The organism is Streptomyces sp. NPDC004542 (assembly GCF_040610035.1).
Lineage (GTDB): Bacteria > Actinomycetota > Actinomycetes > Streptomycetales > Streptomycetaceae > Streptomyces.
In genome coordinates this window covers 1-16,756 of the sequence record NZ_JBEXLP010000007.1, presented here as the reverse complement: position 1 = coordinate 16,756, position 16,756 = coordinate 1, and the positions used below count along the sequence as shown (strand labels likewise).

Here is a 16,756-nt window from a genome sequence, read left to right as displayed (position 1 = left end):
CGCAGGGAGGCGGACGTGCCGCGGCCCGACGCGGTCAGTCCGGCTCGTCCTCCGGCCGCCGTGCGGCTCCGCGTGGCGCCACCGGGTCTCCTTCCGCCGCCTACGGCCCGGGAGGCGATGAGCCCCAGTACGGCAGCCGCGCCGAGGCCCGCCGGGCGGCGCAGAGAGCCGGAGGCGGCGGCCGCCGCAGAGGAGCCGACAACACCGGGCCGGGCGGCCGGCGCGGTGGTCCCGGGGGGCCGGCCGGTCCCGGACGGGGCAGAGGCCGGGCGGGCGAGCCCCCGAGGAAGCGCTTCATCGACTACCCGCGCGCGGGCAAGTACGGATGGCAGCGCTGGATGCCGTCCTGGAGGCTCGTCTCCGGGCTGTTCATCGGGTTCGTCGGCAGCATGGTCGCCGTGTTCGGCGTCGCCTACGCGATGGTCTCGATCCCCAGCGAGAACGACGCGGCCAAGTCCCAGAACAACGTCTACTACTGGGCCAACGGCCAGCAGATGGTGGCCACCGGCACGGGCGCGAACCGGCAGAACGTCACCATCGACCAGATCCCCGAGGCCATGCAGTGGGCGGTGATCTCGGCCGAGAACAAGAGCTTCTACTCGGACTCCGGTGTCGACCCGATGGGCATCGCCCGCGCCCTGGCCAACATGGCGCGGGGCGGTCAGACGCAGGGCGGCTCGACGATCACCCAGCAGTTCGTGAAGAACACCTACCTGAGCCAGGAACAGACGGTCACCCGGAAGTTCAAGGAGATGTTCATCTCCATCAAGGTGGGGACGAAGCTCAAGAAGAAGCAGATCCTCCAGGGCTACCTGAACACCTCGTACTACGGACGCGGCGCCTACGGCATCCAGGCCGCGGCGCAGACGTACTACGGGAAGGACGCGGTCAAGCTCACGCCGAGCGAATGCGCCGTCCTCGCGGCGCTGCTGAAGGGGCCCACGTACTACGACCCGGCCGGGGCCACGGACCTCGACAAGTCGGCGACCCAGGATGCCAACACCAAGCGTTCCAAGGAGCGCTGGGCCTGGATCCTCGGCGAGATGCACAAGGACAAGCGCCTCACCGACACCCAGTACCAGGACGCGATCAAGAAGTACCCCATGCCCCAGGGCCGCAAGGCGATCAAGGGCATGACGGGCCAGATCAGCTACCTGGCGGACACGGCGAAGAAGTACGTCCTGGCGCACTCGAACATCACGGAGGCGCAGTTCGACAAGGGCGGCTACCAGATCTACACGACCTTCGACAAGGACAAGGTCAACGCCCTGACCGCGGCCGTGAAGAAGGTCCAGAAGCAGCGCCTCGATCCCAAGAAGCGGGAGCTGGACAAGTACGTCCAGTTCGGTGCGGCGTCGGTGGTGCCCAACGACGGCGCGATCGTCGCGCTCTACGGTGGCGCCGGTTACGAGAACGGCCACTTCACGAACAACGCGGACACCTCCGGTGTCCCCGTCGGCTCGACGTGGAAGCCGTTCGTGCTGGCCGCGGCGATGGAGTACGGCACCTACAAGACCGCGCCCACGGGCCTCTCGCCGATGAGCAAGTACAACGGCAACGACAAGCTCAAGGTCCTGAACCAGAACGGCACTCCCGTCCTGAAGCCCGATGGCTCGGTCTTCTACCAGCGCAACGAGAGCGACCACGCCTGGGGCTACATCACTCTGCGCAAGGCGATGGAACAGTCTGTCAACACGCCGTTCGTCCAACTCGGTATGGACGTGGGCATGGCGAAGGTGAAAGACGTCGCCAAGGCGTCCGGCATCCGGACCGGCTTCGCCGACCTCAACGCGTCCTTCGCCATCGGTACCTCGACCCCGAGCGCGATCCGCATGGCCGACGCCTACGCGACCTTCGCCGCCTCCGGCAAGCAGACGGACCCGTACTCGGTGACGCAGGTCAAGTACAACGGGGAGGAACAGCCCGGCTTCTCCAAGCCGAAGACCACCCAGGCCATGGACGCCAACGTGGCGAACAACGTCACGGACACGCTGGAGAACGTCATCCAGAACGGTACGGGCCAGAACGCCAAGGTCCTGGGCCGTACGGCGGCCGGCAAGACCGGTACCACCGACAGCAACAAGTCGGCCTGGTTCGTCGGCTACACCCGGCAGCTGTCGACCTCGGTGGCGATGTTCCGGGAGAACCCCAAGAACCACACCTTGCTGTCCATGAACGGGACGGCAGGGGTGGAGTCCATCCATGGTGGTGACATCCCGACCTCCGTGTGGACCGAGTACATGAAGGCCGCGCTCAAGGGCAAGTCGGACCCCGGCTTCCCGGACGCCGAGGAGATCGGCGAGGTCCACGACGAGGCCGGCGCCCCCTCCCCGACCCCCACGGTCACGGCCACGCAGCCGAGCGAGACCCCGACCGAGTCGCCGAGCCCCACGCCCAGCGACACGCCCACCACGGAGACACCCTCGCCGACCGACAGCTGCCAGCTCGGCTGGGGCAACTGCCAGAACGACGGTGGCACCGACACGGGCGGTACGACCGGAGGCGTCACCGACTCGCCGACACCCACGGACACCACGGGAGCCGGGAACAGCAGAGGCAACGGAAACGGAGGCCTCTTCTCCGGTTCGAACGGCTGAAACCGGGTCGTCGTGAGCAAGGTGACGGCAGCACCGGCGTGACGCGGTAAACAGGGCCACCGGTCTTCCACCGGTGGCCCTGTCTCGTTCACGGTGGTGCGATTTCGCTCTTGTTGTGGCGTGTTCCTCCGGGTTCCACTGTGCGTCCCTGCAATAGATCTTGTTCAGGCCGACAGGCCGGTAAGGAATGTCATGAGCATGCAAATCAGCCGCAAGGAACTCGCCGCCACCCTCGCCGGAGCCGCGTTGGCCGTGGGCATGTCGGCCGCCCCCGCCGCGGCCTACCCCGACTACACGCTCATCTGCGACACGGGGGACGGGGGCGCGAGAGGCGTTCTGGCGATCAACGACTGGTATGTCGGCAAGACCGACGTCAAGGTCTCCATCGCGGTGGGTGACAACCGCGCGGACGGTCACCACGTGAGTGTCCGGGTGCTCGGCAAGAACGACGGGGGCGGGCTGATCACCTGGCCGTGGCACGACAACTACGACGGCAACGGCACCAGCAAGTCCTGGAGCAGCACGGCCAGCTACTCCGCGGGCCTGTACGACATGGGGGTCCAGGCCGCTGTCTACGAGGGGGACAAGCAGTTGAGCACCTGCACCGACTGGCTCCAGGAGTAGCCGGTCATCGTTCCGCGCGGGGAGCCGGGAACCGGCTGTGCGGTGCCTGGGCCCGCACTCAGGTCCGTACGGCAGGATGTGCCCCATGCCCAGTGCAGAAACGACGCCCGCGAGCGTGCACGAGCCCGAGCCGGTGCGACCCGCCCGAGGGGAGCCGGTGCGGCCGACCAGGGAGGACGAGGTCGCCGCGGCCGGCAGCGAGCTGATCGGCGGCCCCGTCGGGCGGCGCGCCCTGCTCGGGACGTCCTGGTGGACCCCCGTGCGGATCGTGGCGCTCGTGGCGATCGGCATGTTCGCCCTCGGCCTGGTCCAGAAGGCCCCCTGCTACCACAGCGGCTGGTTCTTCGGCGCCAGCTCGCAGTACACGCACGCCTGCTACTCGGACATCCCGCACCTCTATCAGGGGCGGGGTTTCTCCGACGGACTGGTGCCGTACTTCGACAGGCTCCAGGGCGACATGCAGTACCTCGAATACCCGGTCCTGACCGGTGTGTTCATGGAGGTGGCTTCCTGGCTCACACCGCACAGCGGCAGCATCCAGCACCAGGAGCAGTGGTACTGGTTCGCCAACGCGGGGATGCTGATGGTGTGCGCGGCCGTCATCGCGGTGTGCGTCGCCCGGACCCACGCCCGGCGCCCCTGGGACGGCCTCCTGATCGCCCTGGCGCCCGCGTTCGCGCTGACCGCCACCATCAACTGGGACCTGCTGGCGGTGGCCCTGACGGCCGCGGCGATGCTGATGTGGGCCCGGGGCCGCCCCCTCGCCTTCGGCGTCCTGCTGGGGCTCGCCACGGCCGCCAAGCTCTATCCCGTCTTCCTGCTCGGACCGCTGCTCGTGCTGTGCTGGCGCGCGGGCAGGTGGAGGGAGTACTTCACGGCCGTGGGCGGTGCGGTGGCCGCCTGGCTGGCGGTGAACCTGCCGGTGATGGTCTTCGCCTTCGACGGCTGGTCGAAGTTCTACACCTTCAGCCACGACCGGGGCGTCGACTTCGGCTCCTTCTGGCTGATCTGGGCCCAGAACTCCAGCAACCCGCCCACCACCGACACGGTCAACTTCTTCGCCACGCTGCTGGTGGCGCTGTCGTTCGTGGGCATCGCGGTGCTGACCTTCACGGCCCCGCGCCGGCCGCGCTTCGCCCAGCTGGCCTTCCTGATGGTGGCCGCGTTCATCGTCACCAACAAGGTCTACTCGCCGCAGTACGTCCTGTGGCTGGTCCCGCTGGCCGTGCTCGCCCGGCCGAAGTGGCGGGACTTCCTGATCTGGCAGGCGTGCGAGGTCGCGTACTTCCTGGGCATCTGGATGTACCTCGCCTACACGACCAGCGGAGACGCCCACAAGGGCCTGCCGACCCACGGCTACCAGTGGGCGATCGCCCTGCACCTGCTGGGCACGCTGTATCTGTGCGCCGTCGTGGTGCGGGACATCCTCATGCCGGAGCGCGACGTGGTGCGCCGGTCCGGGGACGACGACCCCTCGGGCGGCGTTCTCGACGGCGCGGAGGACGTCTTCGTCCTCGGTCCGGCGGCCCACCCGCCGCGGCACGCCGCCCACCTGGAGCCGGCGGCGTACGGCCCCCAGGTGGACTGGGGCGGTCGGGGACCGGATTCCCCCACCCACGGTTCGCACTGAGCGAACACGCCGGAGGCGGAGACACGAAAGGCCGCACACACAAAGCCGCACACACAAAGGCCGTACACCGGGGTCCGGGAGGACCCGTGTACGGCCTTTCGGCTGCCGGCCGGGAAGATTCCGGCCGGCCGGATCAGCGGTCGACGAGCCGGTCGAACTGCGTGGTGGTGTGCCGCAGATGGGCCACCAGTTCCTCGCCCACCTTCGGCTCGGGCGCGTCCGCCGGGACGAACAGGATCGACACCTGCATGTGCGGCGGCTCCGCGAACCAGCGCTGCTTGCCGGCCCAGACGAACGGAGAAAGATTCCGGTTGACCGTGGCCAGGCCGGCCCGTGCGACGCCCTTGGCCCGCGGCATGACGCCGTGCAGGGCCTTGGGGGCCTCCAGACCCACGCCGTGCGACGTACCGCCCGCCACGACCACCAGGTAGCCGTCCGAGGCCGCCTTCTGCTGGCGGTAGCCGAAGCGGTCGCCCTTGGCCACGCGCGTGACGTCCAGGACCGCCCCGCGGTACTCGGTGGCGTCATGGTCCCCCAGCCACAGCCGGGTGCCGATCCGCGCCCGGAAACGGGTCTGCGGGAACTGCTGCTGGAGCCGGGCGAGTTCCTCGGCCTTGAGGTGGCTGACGAACATCGTGTGCAGCGGCAGCCGGGCCGCGCGCAGCCGGTCCATCCAGCCGATGACCTCCTCGACGGCGTCCGAGCCGTCGGTGCGGTCCAGCGGCAGGTGGATGGCGAAGCCCTCCAGCCGGACGTTCTCTATGGCCGAGTGGAGCTGCGGCAGCTCCTCCTCGCTGATGCCGTGCCGCTTCATCGAGGACATCACCTCGATGACCACGCGGGCGCCCACGAGCCCGTACACACCGTCGATCGAGGACACCGAGCGGATGACCCGGTCCGGCAGCGGCACCGGCTCCTCGCCCCGCCGGTACGGCGTCAGCACCAGCAGGTCCCCGCCGAACCAGTCCTTGATGCGCGCGGCCTCGTAGGTCGTGCCGACGGCGAGGACGTCCGCGCCCAGCCGCGTGGCCTCCTCCGACAGGCGTTCGTGCCCGAAGCCGTACCCGTTGCCCTTGCAGACCGGGACGAGCCCGGGGAACTGCTCCTGCACGTGCTTGTGGTGCGCCCGCCAGCGCGCGGTGTCGACGTAGAGCGTGAGCGCCATGGCCGGACCTGGGACCTTTCTCGTGGCTGCGGTGGAGCAGGGGGTGGTGAACGGTGTGAAGGGTATGGAACCAGACGGCCGGGCTCAGCGGCGCGACATGTACATGTCGAGCGCCTTGTGGAGCAGTTTGTTGAGCGGGAAGTCCCACTCGCCGAGGTACTCCGCGGCCTGGCCGCCCGTGCCCACCTTGAACTGGATCAAGCCGAAGAGGTGGTCGGTCTCGTCCAGCGAGTCGGAGATGCCGCGCAGGTCGTAGACGGTGGCGCCGAGCGCGTAGGCGTCGCGCAGCATCCGCCACTGCATGGCGTTCGAGGGCCGGACCTCGCGGCCGATGTTGTCGGAGGCGCCGTAGGAGTACCACACGTGCCCGCCGACGATCAGCATCGTCGCGGCCGAGAGGTTCACGCCGTTGTGGCGGGCGAAGTACAGCCGCATCCGGTTGGGGTCCTCGGTGTTGAGGGCCGTCCACATGCGCTGGAAGTACGACAGCGGGCGGGGGCGGAAGTGGTCGCGCACGGCCGTGATCTCGTACAGCCGCTGCCACTCGGCCAGGTCCTGGTAACCGCCCTGGACGACCTCGACCCCGGCCTTCTCGGCCTTCTTGATGTTGCGGCGCCACAGCTGGTTGAAGTTCTTGTGGACCTCTTCCAGGGACCGGTTGGCGAGCGGCACCTGGTAGACGTAGCGGGGCTGTACGTCGCCGAAGCCGGCGCCGCCGTCCTCGCCCTGCTGCCAGCCCATGCGGCGCAGCTTGTCGGCCACCTCGAAGGCGCGGGGCTCGATGAAGTCGGCCTCGACGTCGCGCAGGCGCTTCACGTCCGGGTCCTGGATGCCCTGCTTGATGGAGTTGGCCTCCCAGCGCCGGATGATCACCGGCGGGCCCATCTTCACGGAGAAGGCGCCCTGCTGCTTGAGGTGGGCCAGCATCGGCTGGATCCAGTCGTCCAGGTTCGGCGCGAACCAGTTGATGACCGGGCCTTCGGGGAGGTAGGCGAGGTAGCGCTTGATCTTGGGCAGCTGACGGTAGAGGACCAGGCCCACACCGACCAGCTCGCCGGTCCGTCCGTCGAACCAGCCGAGGTTCTCGGAGCGCCACTCCGCCTTGACGTCAGCCCAGGCCGGGACCTGCATGTGGCTCGCCGACGGCAGGCTCTGGATGTAGGCCAGATGCTGCTCTCGGCTGATGGTCCTCAGGGTCAGGCTCATTCGGGGCGCTCCTCGGGCTGGTGTGTCCCCCTGGGTACAGGGGCTCCGGCTCTCGCGCCGAAGCCTACTGCGCCTTGGGAGCGCCCCGACTGGGCGTGGGGCACCTCCGCCCCGGCCGACGGTCCGCCGGGGCGTTGCACGGTGTTCGGAGGGAAGTCGGAGGGACGACGCCCGGAGGGCGGTCGGCCGATGCCGGCGGGGGCCGATGCCGGCGGGGGCCGATGCCGGCGGGGGCCGGCCGGCGTCAGCCGATGAGCCCGCCGAACAGCCCGCCGTTGGCCATGCCGAGCATGAATCCGACGCCGGAGGCACCGAGACCCAGGATCAGACCGAAGCGCTCGCGGGTGGTCACCGAGAGCCACTGCCCGGACGCGCCGGTGATGATGCCCACCAGGCCGGCCCACGAGCTGAGCAGATGGAGGCTGCCGAAGAACCCGGTGACGAAGGCGGTCACACCGAGTACCAGCGTGACCGCCATCAGGGTGTCCTGGAGCGGATGGGGCTTGCCGTCGGTGGCGAAGAGGGATCCGGCGGTGTTGGGTCGCAATGCCTGTTGTGCCATGAGGCACCTCCTGCGGAGAGCGGCGCACTGTAGCGCCTTACACACCCGATGCGTACAGACTGGCGGCCTCCCCCGCCGGATTTCAACCGGAAGCCGGTGTGCGGGTACTGTGTACCGTCTGCACCGGTGTCTGCCCATGCCTGATTGCCAGTGGCACTCATTGCCAGTGGCGTTGTCAGTGGCGGCCGCTACCGTTGCGTACGCATCACAACCCTCCTGCCACGGAACGACCGTGGCCGCTGAGTCCAAAGGAGGTGGGTTCCACATGCGTCACTACGAGGTGATGGTCATCCTCGACCCCGATCTGGAGGAGCGCGCTGTCGCCCCCCTGATCGAGAACTTCCTCTCCGTCGTCCGTGAGGGCAACGGCAAGGTGGAGAAGGTCGACACCTGGGGCCGTCGTCGGCTCTCGTACGAGATCAAGAAGAAGCCCGAGGGCATCTACTCGGTCATCGACCTGCAGGCCGAGCCTGCGGTCGTCAAGGAGCTCGACCGCCAGATGAACCTGAACGAGTCGGTCCTCCGGACCAAGGTCCTCCGCCCCGAGACCCACTGAGCTCTTCCGCTCAGCTGATCCCGGGATTCGAGTAGCACCAAGCAGCCAGCAGCAAACCCGCCGAGAGGTTCCCCCATGGCAGGCGAGACCGTCATCACGGTCGTCGGCAATCTTGTCGACGACCCCGAGCTGCGCTTCACCCCCTCCGGTGCGGCGGTCGCGAAGTTCCGTGTCGCGTCCACTCCCCGCACCTTCGACCGCCAGACGAACGAGTGGAAGGACGGCGAGAGCCTCTTCCTGACCTGCTCGGTCTGGCGTCAGGCGGCGGAGAACGTCGCCGAGTCGCTCCAGCGAGGCATGCGCGTCATCGTGCAGGGCCGGCTGAAGCAGCGGTCGTACGAGGACCGCGAGGGCGTCAAGCGCACGGTCTACGAGCTGGACGTCGAGGAAGTCGGCGCCAGCCTGCGCAACGCCACAGCCAAGGTCACCAAGACCGCCGGCCGCGGTGGCCAGGGCGGTTACGGCGGCGGTGGCGGCCAGGGTGGCGGCGGCTGGGGCGGCGGCCCCGGTGGCGGCCAGCAGCAGGCCGGCGGCGCTCCTGCCGACGACCCGTGGGCGACCGGCGCTCCCGCCGGCGGTGGCCAGCAGGGCGGCGGCGGTGGCTGGGGCGGTGGCTCCGGCGGCGGTGGCGGCTACTCGGACGAGCCCCCCTTCTAAGCCTCGGGCCGAGGGCGGGTCGTACCCAAACTTCTTGATCACACAGGAGAAACACCATGGCGAAGCCGCCTGTGCGCAAGCCTAAGAAGAAGGTCTGCGCTTTCTGCAAGGACAAGGTCACGTACGTGGACTACAAGGACACGAACATGCTGCGGAAGTTCATTTCCGACCGCGGCAAGATCCGTGCCCGCCGCGTGACCGGCAACTGCACGCAGCACCAGCGTGACGTCGCCACGGCCGTGAAGAACAGCCGTGAGATGGCGCTGCTGCCCTACACGTCCACCGCGCGCTAAGGGAAGGGTGACCGACTCATGAAGATCATCCTCACCCACGAGGTCTCCGGCCTCGGTGCCGCGGGCGACGTCGTCGACGTCAAGGACGGCTACGCTCGCAACTACCTGATCCCGCGGAAGTTCGCGATCCGCTGGACCAAGGGTGGCGAGAAGGACGTCGAGCAGATCCGTCGTGCTCGCAAGATCCACGAGATCCAGACCATCGAGCAGGCCAACCAGGTGAAGGCCCAGCTCGAGGGCGTCAAGGTCCGCCTGGCCGTGCGCGCCGGCGACGCCGGCCGCCTCTTCGGTTCCGTCACCCAGGCCGACATCGCTTCGGCGATCAAGGCTGCCGGCGGCCCCGAGGTCGACAAGCGCCGCATCGAGGTCGGTTCGCCGATCAAGACCCTGGGCGCCCACGAGACGTCCGTGCGTCTGCACCCCGAGGTTGCCGCCAAGGTCAACATCGAGGTCATCGCCGCGTGATCGCTGCGCTCGGCTGAACAGCTGAGAGATGGGGCCGCACCCAGTGCTTGGGTTCTAGGAGTCGTTGCAACACCCCAGTTCAAGGGGTGCGATGGACTTCGAGATCCGGGCGGACCGGTCTCCTCAGGGGCGTAAGAAGTTGTCCCGGGAGCGGGAGGCATACTCCCGGCTCGTGCAGCAGGGATACAGCAACACCGAGGCGTGCCGGATCGTCGGCATCGATGCGCGGACCGGTCGGAAGTGGCGCAACGGCCGCTCCGGGGAACGGAACCGGAAGCCGGTACCACCGATCAATCTGGTGGTACCGGCTTCCGGCCCGTCCCGGTACCTGCGCGAGGACGAGCGGATCCACATCGCCGACCGGCTGCGGGAGGAGGCCACCGTCCGGGCGATCGCCGCGGAGCTGAACCGCAGTCCCTCCACGGTCAGCCGGGAGATCCGCCGCAACCGCACAGAAGGCACTCGTGGCCAGTGGCACTACCGCCCGCATGCCGCCCAGGCCCGCGCCGACGCCCGCCGCCCTCGCCCCAAACGCAAGATCCACCAGAACGCCGAGCTGCGGGATGCCGTCCAGGCGATGCTGGATGAGAAGTGGAGCCCGGAGCAGATATGCCACGCTCTGCGGCAGAAGTTTCCCGACCGGCCGGAGATGCACGTGGTCCACGAGACCGTCTACCAGGCGCTCTATGTCCAGGGCCGGGGACAGTTGCGGCGTGAGCTCGCAGGCGCCCTGCGTTCCGGCCGTGCCCGCCGCAGGCCCCAGCGGCAGGCCAATTGCCGCCAGCCGCGTTTCATCACGCCGATGGTGATGATCAGCGAACGGCCCGCCGAGGCCGCGGACCGGGCCGATCCCGGCCACTGGGAGGGCGACCTGATCATCGGCAAGAACGGGAAGTCGGCGATCGGCACCCTGGTAGAGCGCGCCACCCGCTACGTGATGCTCCTGCACCTGCCAGGCGACCACGGCGCCGAGGCCGTCCTCGGCGCCCTGACGACCACCGTCCAAACCTTGCCCGCCCAGCTGATGCGCTCCCTGACCTGGGACCAGGGCAGCGAGATGGCCCAGCACGGCGAGTTCACCCTCGCGACCGACATCCCGGTCTACTTCTGCGACCCGGCCAGCCCCTGGCAGCGCGGCTCCAACGAGAACACGAACGGCCTGCTGCGGCAGTACTTCCCCAAGGGCACCGACCTGTCCGTCCACGACCCCGGACACCTGGCCGCCGTCGCCGACCAGCTCAACCGCCGCCCACGCAAAACGCTCGGCTGGGAAACCCCAGCCGAGCGCCTGCATAAACTACTCACGGCCTGATCAACACAACCACGTGTTGCAACGACCGCTGGAAACCGCCGTGGGGTGCGGCCCCATCTTTGTTGTGTTTCACGTGAAACGGTCAGCGCGTTGCGCCGGTGACGATCCAGCGACCCGAGCGGGAACGCAGCCACAGGGTCAGCATCCGTACGGTCATCATCAGTGTCATGGCGGCCCAGAGCGCGGTGAGCCCGCCTCCGAGGACGGGGACCAGCAGCGCCACGGGGGCGAAGACCACAAGGGTCACCAGCATGGCTCCGGCCAGGTACGGCCCGTCTCCCGCGCCCATGAGGACGCCGTCGAGGACGAAGACCACTCCGCAGACCGGTTGGGAGAGCGCCACCATGAGCAGGGCGGGCAGCGCGGTGTCCTTCACCACGCCGTCGCTGGTGAAGAGCGGCAGGAACAGCGGCCGCGCCACGATCACCAGCAGCCCGAGGAGCACCCCGACTGCCAGACCCCACTGCACCATCCGACGACAGACGTCCCGGGCTCCCTGGGTGTCGTCGGCACCGAGGTAGCGCCCGATGATCGCCTGCCCGGCGATCGCGATGGCGTCGAGGGCGAAGGCGAGCAGGCTCCACAGGGACAGGATGATCTGGTGGGCGGCGATGTCGGCGTCACCGAGGCGGGCCGCGACGGCGGTCGCGATCATGAGGATCGCCCGCAGCGAGAGCGTCCGGATCAGCAGGGGTGTCCCCGCGTGGGCGGAGGCCCGGATGCCGGCTACGTCGGGGCGCAGGGATGCCCCGTGGCGACGGGCTCCTCGGACGACCACGGTGAGATACACCGCCGCCATCCCGCACTGGGCCAGCACCGTGCCCCAGGCGGAGCCGGCGATGCCGAGACCGGCGCCGTAGACGAGGGCGGCGTTGAGAGCGGCATTGGTGACGAAGCCGGCGACGGCCACGTACAGCGGTGTCCTGGTGTCCTGGAGCCCGCGCAGGACACCGGTGGCCGCGAGTACCGCCAGCATCGCGGGGATTCCCAGGGCGGAGACGCGCAGATAGGTGGTCGCGTACGGGGCCGCGGTGGGCGAAGCACCGAAGAGGTCGACCAGGGCGGGTGCCAGGGGTAGGACGAGGGCGATGACCGTGGCGCCCAGCAGTAGTGCGAGCCAGATACCGTCCATGCCCTGGCGGATGGCCGCCTGGAGATCGCCCGCGCCGACGCGCCGGGCGACGGCCGCCGTGGTGGCGTAGGCGAGGAAGACGAAGGCGCTCACGGCCGTCGTGAGGAGGGCCGAGGCGACGCCGAGGCCGGCGAGCTGCGCCGTGCCGAGATGGCCGACGATGGCACTGTCGGCCATGACGAAAAGGGGCTCGGCGACGAGTGCGCCGAAGGCGGGGACGGCCAGGGCTACGATCTCGCGGTCGTGCCGTTCGGGGCCGGCTCCGGGGATCGTGGAAGCCTGTGGCATGAGCACTAATCTAATCGTCCACAGGTAAGAGATGCAATCGAGTTGAGCCCCTTACTTCAGGTGACGGCTCGCATGGGTGCGCACACCTCTCCGGGCGATCTTGGCCCGACTGGGCAACTTTTTCTTCTGCACAGCCGGTGGATGGCAAAGGTGCAGGTCAAGGCGGTTTCGAAGAGAGAATCGAGGGCTTGTTCACAGGGCTGTCCACCGGGTCGTGCACAGGTTTCGGTGAGTTCTCCACAGCATCAGGGCCGTCGTCCACATGGCCTGTGGATAACCAGATTGGCTGACGCTGCCGACGGGCCTACCGTGGTCCGGCGCCCGCTCCTTCCGCCGACCTCGGAAACCTCACAAAACCGACGCGATGGAACCGGAGTTGGGCCTCTCAGTTGTCAGTGCCGTGCCGTAGGAATGAGGGTGCGGCGAGGTCCGCCCGGGCGGACGGGAGGAGGTGGCTCGGTGAGCATTTCCGAGCCCTTGGACGATCCGTGGGCCGACAGTGGTCCCAGCGATCGCCTGCCCGCCTCCCGCCGGAGCGGCGGTGGCGGCCGCGGCCGTGACGAGCAGCACGACCGGGGCGGCGACAGCGGTGGGTGGGACGGCGGTGGCTCCTCTTTCGAGCGGGTGCCGCCGCAGGACCTGGACGCCGAGCAGTCCGTGCTCGGCGGCATGCTGCTGTCCAAGGACGCCATCGCCGACGTCGTCGAGGTCCTCAAGGGCCACGACTTCTACAAACCCGCGCACGAGACGATCTACCAGGCGATCCTCGACGTCTACGCTAAGGGCGAGCCCGCCGACCCCATCACGATCGCCGCCGAGCTCACCAGGCGCGGTGAGATCAACAAGATCGGCGGAGCGGCGTATCTGCACACCCTCGTCCAGACCGTGCCGACGGCGGCGAACGCCGAGTACTACGCCGAGATCGTCCACGAGCGGGCGGTCCTGCGCCGCCTGGTCGAGGCAGGCACGCGCATCACGCAGATGGGATACGCGGCCGACGACGACGTCGACGAGATCGTCAATCGCGCCCAGGCCGAGATCTACGCCGTGACCGAGCAGCGCACCAGCGAGGACTACCTCCCGCTCGGCGACATCATGGAGGGCGCCCTCGACGAGATCGAGGCGATCGGCTCGCGCAGCGGCGAGATGACGGGCGTGCCCACCGGGTTCACCGACTTCGACTCGCTGACGAACGGTCTGCACCCCGGCCAGATGATCGTCATCGCGGCACGTCCCGCCATGGGCAAGTCGACGCTGGCGCTGGACTTCGCACGGGCCGCCTCCATCAAGCACAACCTGCCGAGCGTCATCTTCTCGCTCGAAATGGGCCGTAACGAGATCGCGATGCGCCTGCTGTCCGCCGAGGCGCGCGTCGCCCTGCACCACATGCGATCGGGCACGATGACCGACGAGGACTGGACGCGGCTGGCCCGCCGCATGCCGGACGTGTCGGCCGCGCCGCTCTTCATCGACGACTCCCCGAACCTGTCGATGATGGAGATCCGCGCCAAGTGCCGTCGTCTCAAACAGCGCAACGACATCCGGCTGGTCGTGATCGACTACCTCCAGCTGATGCAGTCCGGCGGCTCCAAGCGTGCCGAGAGCCGTCAGCAGGAGGTCTCGGACATGTCCCGTAACCTCAAGCTGCTCGCCAAGGAACTGGAGATCCCGGTCATCGCGCTCTCCCAGCTCAACCGTGGCCCCGAGCAGCGCACCGACAAGAAGCCCATGGTCTCCGACCTGCGTGAGTCGGGGTCCATCGAGCAGGACGCCGACATGGTCATCCTGCTGCACCGTGAGGACGCCTACGAGAAGGAGTCCCCGCGCGCGGGCGAGGCGGACCTGATCGTCGCCAAGCACCGAAACGGCCCGACGGCCACGATCACGGTCGCCTTCCAGGGCCACTACTCGCGGTTCGTGGACATGGCGCAGACCTGATCCACCGGTGTGGGATCTCAAATCCCGTGTCGGAATCTCACGGCCGATGTCGGATCGATGTCGGATACGACACCGGCCGTGAGACCGCCCAGGTCGGAGGACCGACGGCCCGAGCCGCCCGACGCGGACCGTCGAGGAAACGACACGGGCGTGAGACTCCAGCGTCCGACACGTCGTGAGACTGCGGACGAAGCCGCAGGTCATGAAGGCGGCATCCGACACGAGCGCCGAGAACCTACAACCGGCGTCGTTCCCCTCGGCGCCTCGGCCGGATCGGCTCGACGGCCATATCGACTCGACGGCCACGGGCCTGCCGGGGTGGACTGGCGGTATGACGACATCTGAGGAAGAGCTGCTGCCCGGCACACGTCGGGCATTGCTCCACCGGATCGCCGTGGCCCAGGCCGAAGGGCGCGCGCCGTCGCTGGCCGCGACGGTGGTGCGGGGCGGACGAGCGGTGTGGCACGGAGCGCGGACCTGCGTGGACGGCCATGGACCGGACGAGAACGTGCAGTACAGGATCGGTTCGATCACCAAGACGTTCACCGCCGTCCTGGTACTGCGACTGCGCGACGAGGGCGTGCTCGACCTCGGTGACCCGCTGGAGAAGCATCTGCCGGGCACCGGTGCGGGGGAGGCCACCATCGCCGCACTGCTCGCGCACACGGGCGGGCTGGCGGCCGAGTCGCCCGGCCCCTGGTGGGAGCGGACTCCCGGGTCCTTGCGTCCGGAGCTGAGCGATGTCCTGGGCGAGCAGCCGCTGTTGCATCCGGTCGGCCGCCGCTTCCATTATTCGAACCCTGGCTACACGCTGCTGGGCGCGCTGGTCGAGGAGGTGCGTGGCGCCGCCTGGGAGGAGGTCCTCCGGCGTGAGGTGCTCGAACCGCTGGGCCTGAGCCGTACGACGGGCCGGCCGCAGGCCCCTCATGCGGGCGGCTGGGCGGTGCACCCATGGGCGGATGCGCTGCTGCCCGAGCCGGTGGAGGATCTCGGCCGCATGGCGCCCGCCGGTCAGCTGTGGTCGACCACGGGTGACCTGGCCCGCTTCGCCGCCTTCCTGGCGAAGGGTGACGACCGGGTGCTGGGCGCGGAGTCGGTGCGGGAGATGCGGACGCCTGCGGCTCCGGCCGAGGCCGCGGACGTGATGGACGGTGCCACCTACGGCCTCGGGCTGCAGGTCCAGCGCCGAGACGGCAGGCTGCTCGTGGGGCACTCCGGCTCGTTGCCGGGCTTTCTGGCGAACCTCACCTTCAGCGTGGCGGACGATGTCGCGGCCGTGGTGCTGGCCAACTGCACTTCCGGTCCCGTGCTCTCCGGGGTGGGCGCCGACCTCGTACGTATCGTCGCCGAGGCCGAGCCGAGGATTCCCGAGCCCTGGCGGCCGCTGTCCGAGGTCGACCGCTCGGTGCTGGAGCTCGCGGGACAGTGGTACTGGGGCACCCATGCCTTCGCCCTGCGGGTGACGGCCGACGGGCTCGTCTCCCTGGGACCGCTGTCCGGCAACGGCCGCAGCTCACGTTTCCGGGCCAACGGTGACGGCACCTGGACGGGACTGGAGGGTTATTACGCCGGAGAGCTCCTGCGGCCCGTACGGCGCCCTGGCGGAGTCCTCAGCCATCTCGATCTCGGGTCGTTCGTGTTCACGCGCCAGCCGTACGAGGAGGAGGCTCCCGTGCCCGGAGGCGTGGACACGGAGGGCTGGCGGGGGATCGGTTAGCCGGCCCTGCCGGGGGGCCTGTTCCACGTGGAACAGGCCCCCCGGCAGCTGCTCAGAGGGAGAGCTTGAAGCCCATGTGAGAGGCCGTGAAGCCGAGCCGGTCGTAGAAGCGGTGGGCGTCGGTGCGTGTCCTGTCGGACGTCAGTTGGACCAACTGGCAGCCCAGACGCCTTGATTCCCCGATCGCCCACTCGATCAGCCGTGTGCCCAGGCCGCTGCCCCGTTCGTCCGCACGGACGCGGACGGCCTCGATGATCGACCTGGTGGCACCGCGTCTCGACAGCCCGGGAACGATCGTGAGCTGAAGCGTGCCGACGACCCGGCCCTCGCGTTCCGCGACGACCAGATGCTGGTTGGGGTCGGCGTCGAGCCGCTGGAGTGCGGTCAGGTACGGGGCCAGGTCGTCCGGTGACTCGCGCTGTGCGCCGAGCGGGTCGTCGGCGAGCATGCCGACGATGGCAGGGACGTCCTCGGCCATGGCGGCACGTATCTCGAAATGATCTCCCATGGTCGCACCCTAGTGCTGTGGCCGGAAAGGTTCACCGGCTCGCGACGCCCGGCACGGCTCCCCCACGCTCGGCTTCGCTCGCGCGGGAGGGGCCCCCACCGCCGCG

General features: G+C 69.0%; 15 protein-coding genes. 10 read left to right on the top strand and 5 right to left on the bottom strand.

Features of this window, described 5'->3' with window-relative positions:
* The first annotated feature begins 338 nt into the window (after positions 1 to 338).
* The 3 genes from ABZX30_RS06375 (at position 339) to ABZX30_RS06365 (ending at position 4,851) form a co-directional block, all read left to right on the top strand.
* The gene (locus tag ABZX30_RS06375) at positions 339 to 2,597 is read left to right on the top strand and encodes a transglycosylase domain-containing protein (protein WP_355929552.1); all 2,259 of its coding nucleotides are present in this window, start codon (positions 339 to 341) and stop codon (positions 2,595 to 2,597) included.
* Between the two features lie 192 nt (positions 2,598 to 2,789).
* Positions 2,790 to 3,221: a hypothetical protein gene (locus ABZX30_RS06370; protein ID WP_355929549.1), complete on the top strand. Its 432-nt coding sequence runs from the start codon at positions 2,790 to 2,792 to the stop codon at positions 3,219 to 3,221.
* 85 nt (positions 3,222 to 3,306) lie between these two features.
* The gene (locus ABZX30_RS06365) at positions 3,307 to 4,851 is read left to right on the top strand and encodes a glycosyltransferase 87 family protein (RefSeq protein ID WP_355929547.1); all 1,545 of its coding nucleotides are present in this window, start codon (positions 3,307 to 3,309) and stop codon (positions 4,849 to 4,851) included.
* 133 nt (positions 4,852 to 4,984) lie between these two features.
* On the opposite strand, the gene ABZX30_RS06360 is transcribed toward ABZX30_RS06365, so the two are convergent.
* The 3 genes from ABZX30_RS06360 to ABZX30_RS06350 all read right to left on the bottom strand — a co-directional run bounded on the left by ABZX30_RS06360 (position 4,985) and on the right by ABZX30_RS06350 (position 7,784).
* Positions 4,985 to 6,016 (bottom strand): alanine racemase, encoded by a 1,032-nt coding sequence (locus tag ABZX30_RS06360; RefSeq protein WP_355929544.1) that lies wholly within the window; start codon positions 6,014 to 6,016, stop codon positions 4,985 to 4,987.
* Positions 6,017 to 6,100: 84 nt separating this feature from the next.
* Positions 6,101 to 7,222 carry a peptidoglycan bridge formation glycyltransferase FemX gene (femX, locus tag ABZX30_RS06355; protein WP_355929542.1) on the bottom strand — a complete coding sequence of 374 codons (1,122 nt, stop codon included), beginning with the start codon at positions 7,220 to 7,222 and terminating at the stop codon, positions 6,101 to 6,103.
* 244 nt (positions 7,223 to 7,466) lie between these two features.
* Positions 7,467 to 7,784, bottom strand: a complete 318-nt coding sequence (locus ABZX30_RS06350; protein ID WP_355929540.1) for a hypothetical protein — start codon at positions 7,782 to 7,784, stop codon at positions 7,467 to 7,469.
* A 265-nt stretch (positions 7,785 to 8,049) separates the two neighbouring features.
* Between ABZX30_RS06350 and rpsF the strand changes: the two genes are divergently transcribed.
* From rpsF to ABZX30_RS06325, 5 genes are all read left to right on the top strand, one after another.
* Entirely contained in the window at positions 8,050 to 8,340 is a 291-nt protein-coding gene (gene rpsF / locus ABZX30_RS06345; RefSeq protein WP_005482942.1) for a 30S ribosomal protein S6, read from the top strand.
* Between the two features lie 75 nt (positions 8,341 to 8,415).
* Entirely contained in the window at positions 8,416 to 8,997 is a 582-nt protein-coding gene (locus tag ABZX30_RS06340) for a single-stranded DNA-binding protein (RefSeq protein WP_355929537.1), read from the top strand.
* A 56-nt stretch (positions 8,998 to 9,053) separates the two neighbouring features.
* Positions 9,054 to 9,290: a 30S ribosomal protein S18 gene (rpsR, locus tag ABZX30_RS06335; RefSeq protein ID WP_003949403.1), complete on the top strand. Its 237-nt coding sequence runs from the start codon at positions 9,054 to 9,056 to the stop codon at positions 9,288 to 9,290.
* An 18-nt stretch (positions 9,291 to 9,308) separates the two neighbouring features.
* Positions 9,309 to 9,755, top strand: a complete 447-nt coding sequence (gene rplI / locus ABZX30_RS06330) for a 50S ribosomal protein L9 (RefSeq protein ID WP_355929535.1) — start codon at positions 9,309 to 9,311, stop codon at positions 9,753 to 9,755.
* 91 nt (positions 9,756 to 9,846) lie between these two features.
* Entirely contained in the window at positions 9,847 to 11,067 is a 1,221-nt protein-coding gene (locus ABZX30_RS06325; protein WP_355929532.1) for an IS30 family transposase, read from the top strand.
* Between the two features lie 82 nt (positions 11,068 to 11,149).
* Here ABZX30_RS06325 and ABZX30_RS06320 read toward each other — a convergent pair whose 3' ends face one another.
* Positions 11,150 to 12,487 (bottom strand): MATE family efflux transporter, encoded by a 1,338-nt coding sequence (locus ABZX30_RS06320; protein ID WP_355929531.1) that lies wholly within the window; start codon positions 12,485 to 12,487, stop codon positions 11,150 to 11,152.
* Between the two features lie 459 nt (positions 12,488 to 12,946).
* Here ABZX30_RS06320 and dnaB point away from each other — a divergent pair, with 459 nt between their 5' ends.
* Positions 12,947 to 14,425: a replicative DNA helicase gene (dnaB, locus tag ABZX30_RS06315; RefSeq protein WP_355929529.1), complete on the top strand. Its 1,479-nt coding sequence runs from the start codon at positions 12,947 to 12,949 to the stop codon at positions 14,423 to 14,425.
* Between the two features lie 331 nt (positions 14,426 to 14,756).
* The gene (locus tag ABZX30_RS06310; RefSeq protein ID WP_355929527.1) at positions 14,757 to 16,142 is read left to right on the top strand and encodes a serine hydrolase domain-containing protein; all 1,386 of its coding nucleotides are present in this window, start codon (positions 14,757 to 14,759) and stop codon (positions 16,140 to 16,142) included.
* A gap of 52 nt (positions 16,143 to 16,194) precedes the next feature.
* Here the strand turns inward: ABZX30_RS06310 and ABZX30_RS06305 are convergent, their stop codons facing one another.
* Positions 16,195 to 16,650, bottom strand: a complete 456-nt coding sequence (locus ABZX30_RS06305; RefSeq protein ID WP_355929524.1) for a GNAT family N-acetyltransferase — start codon at positions 16,648 to 16,650, stop codon at positions 16,195 to 16,197.
* Between the last annotated feature and the right edge of the window lie 106 nt (positions 16,651 to 16,756).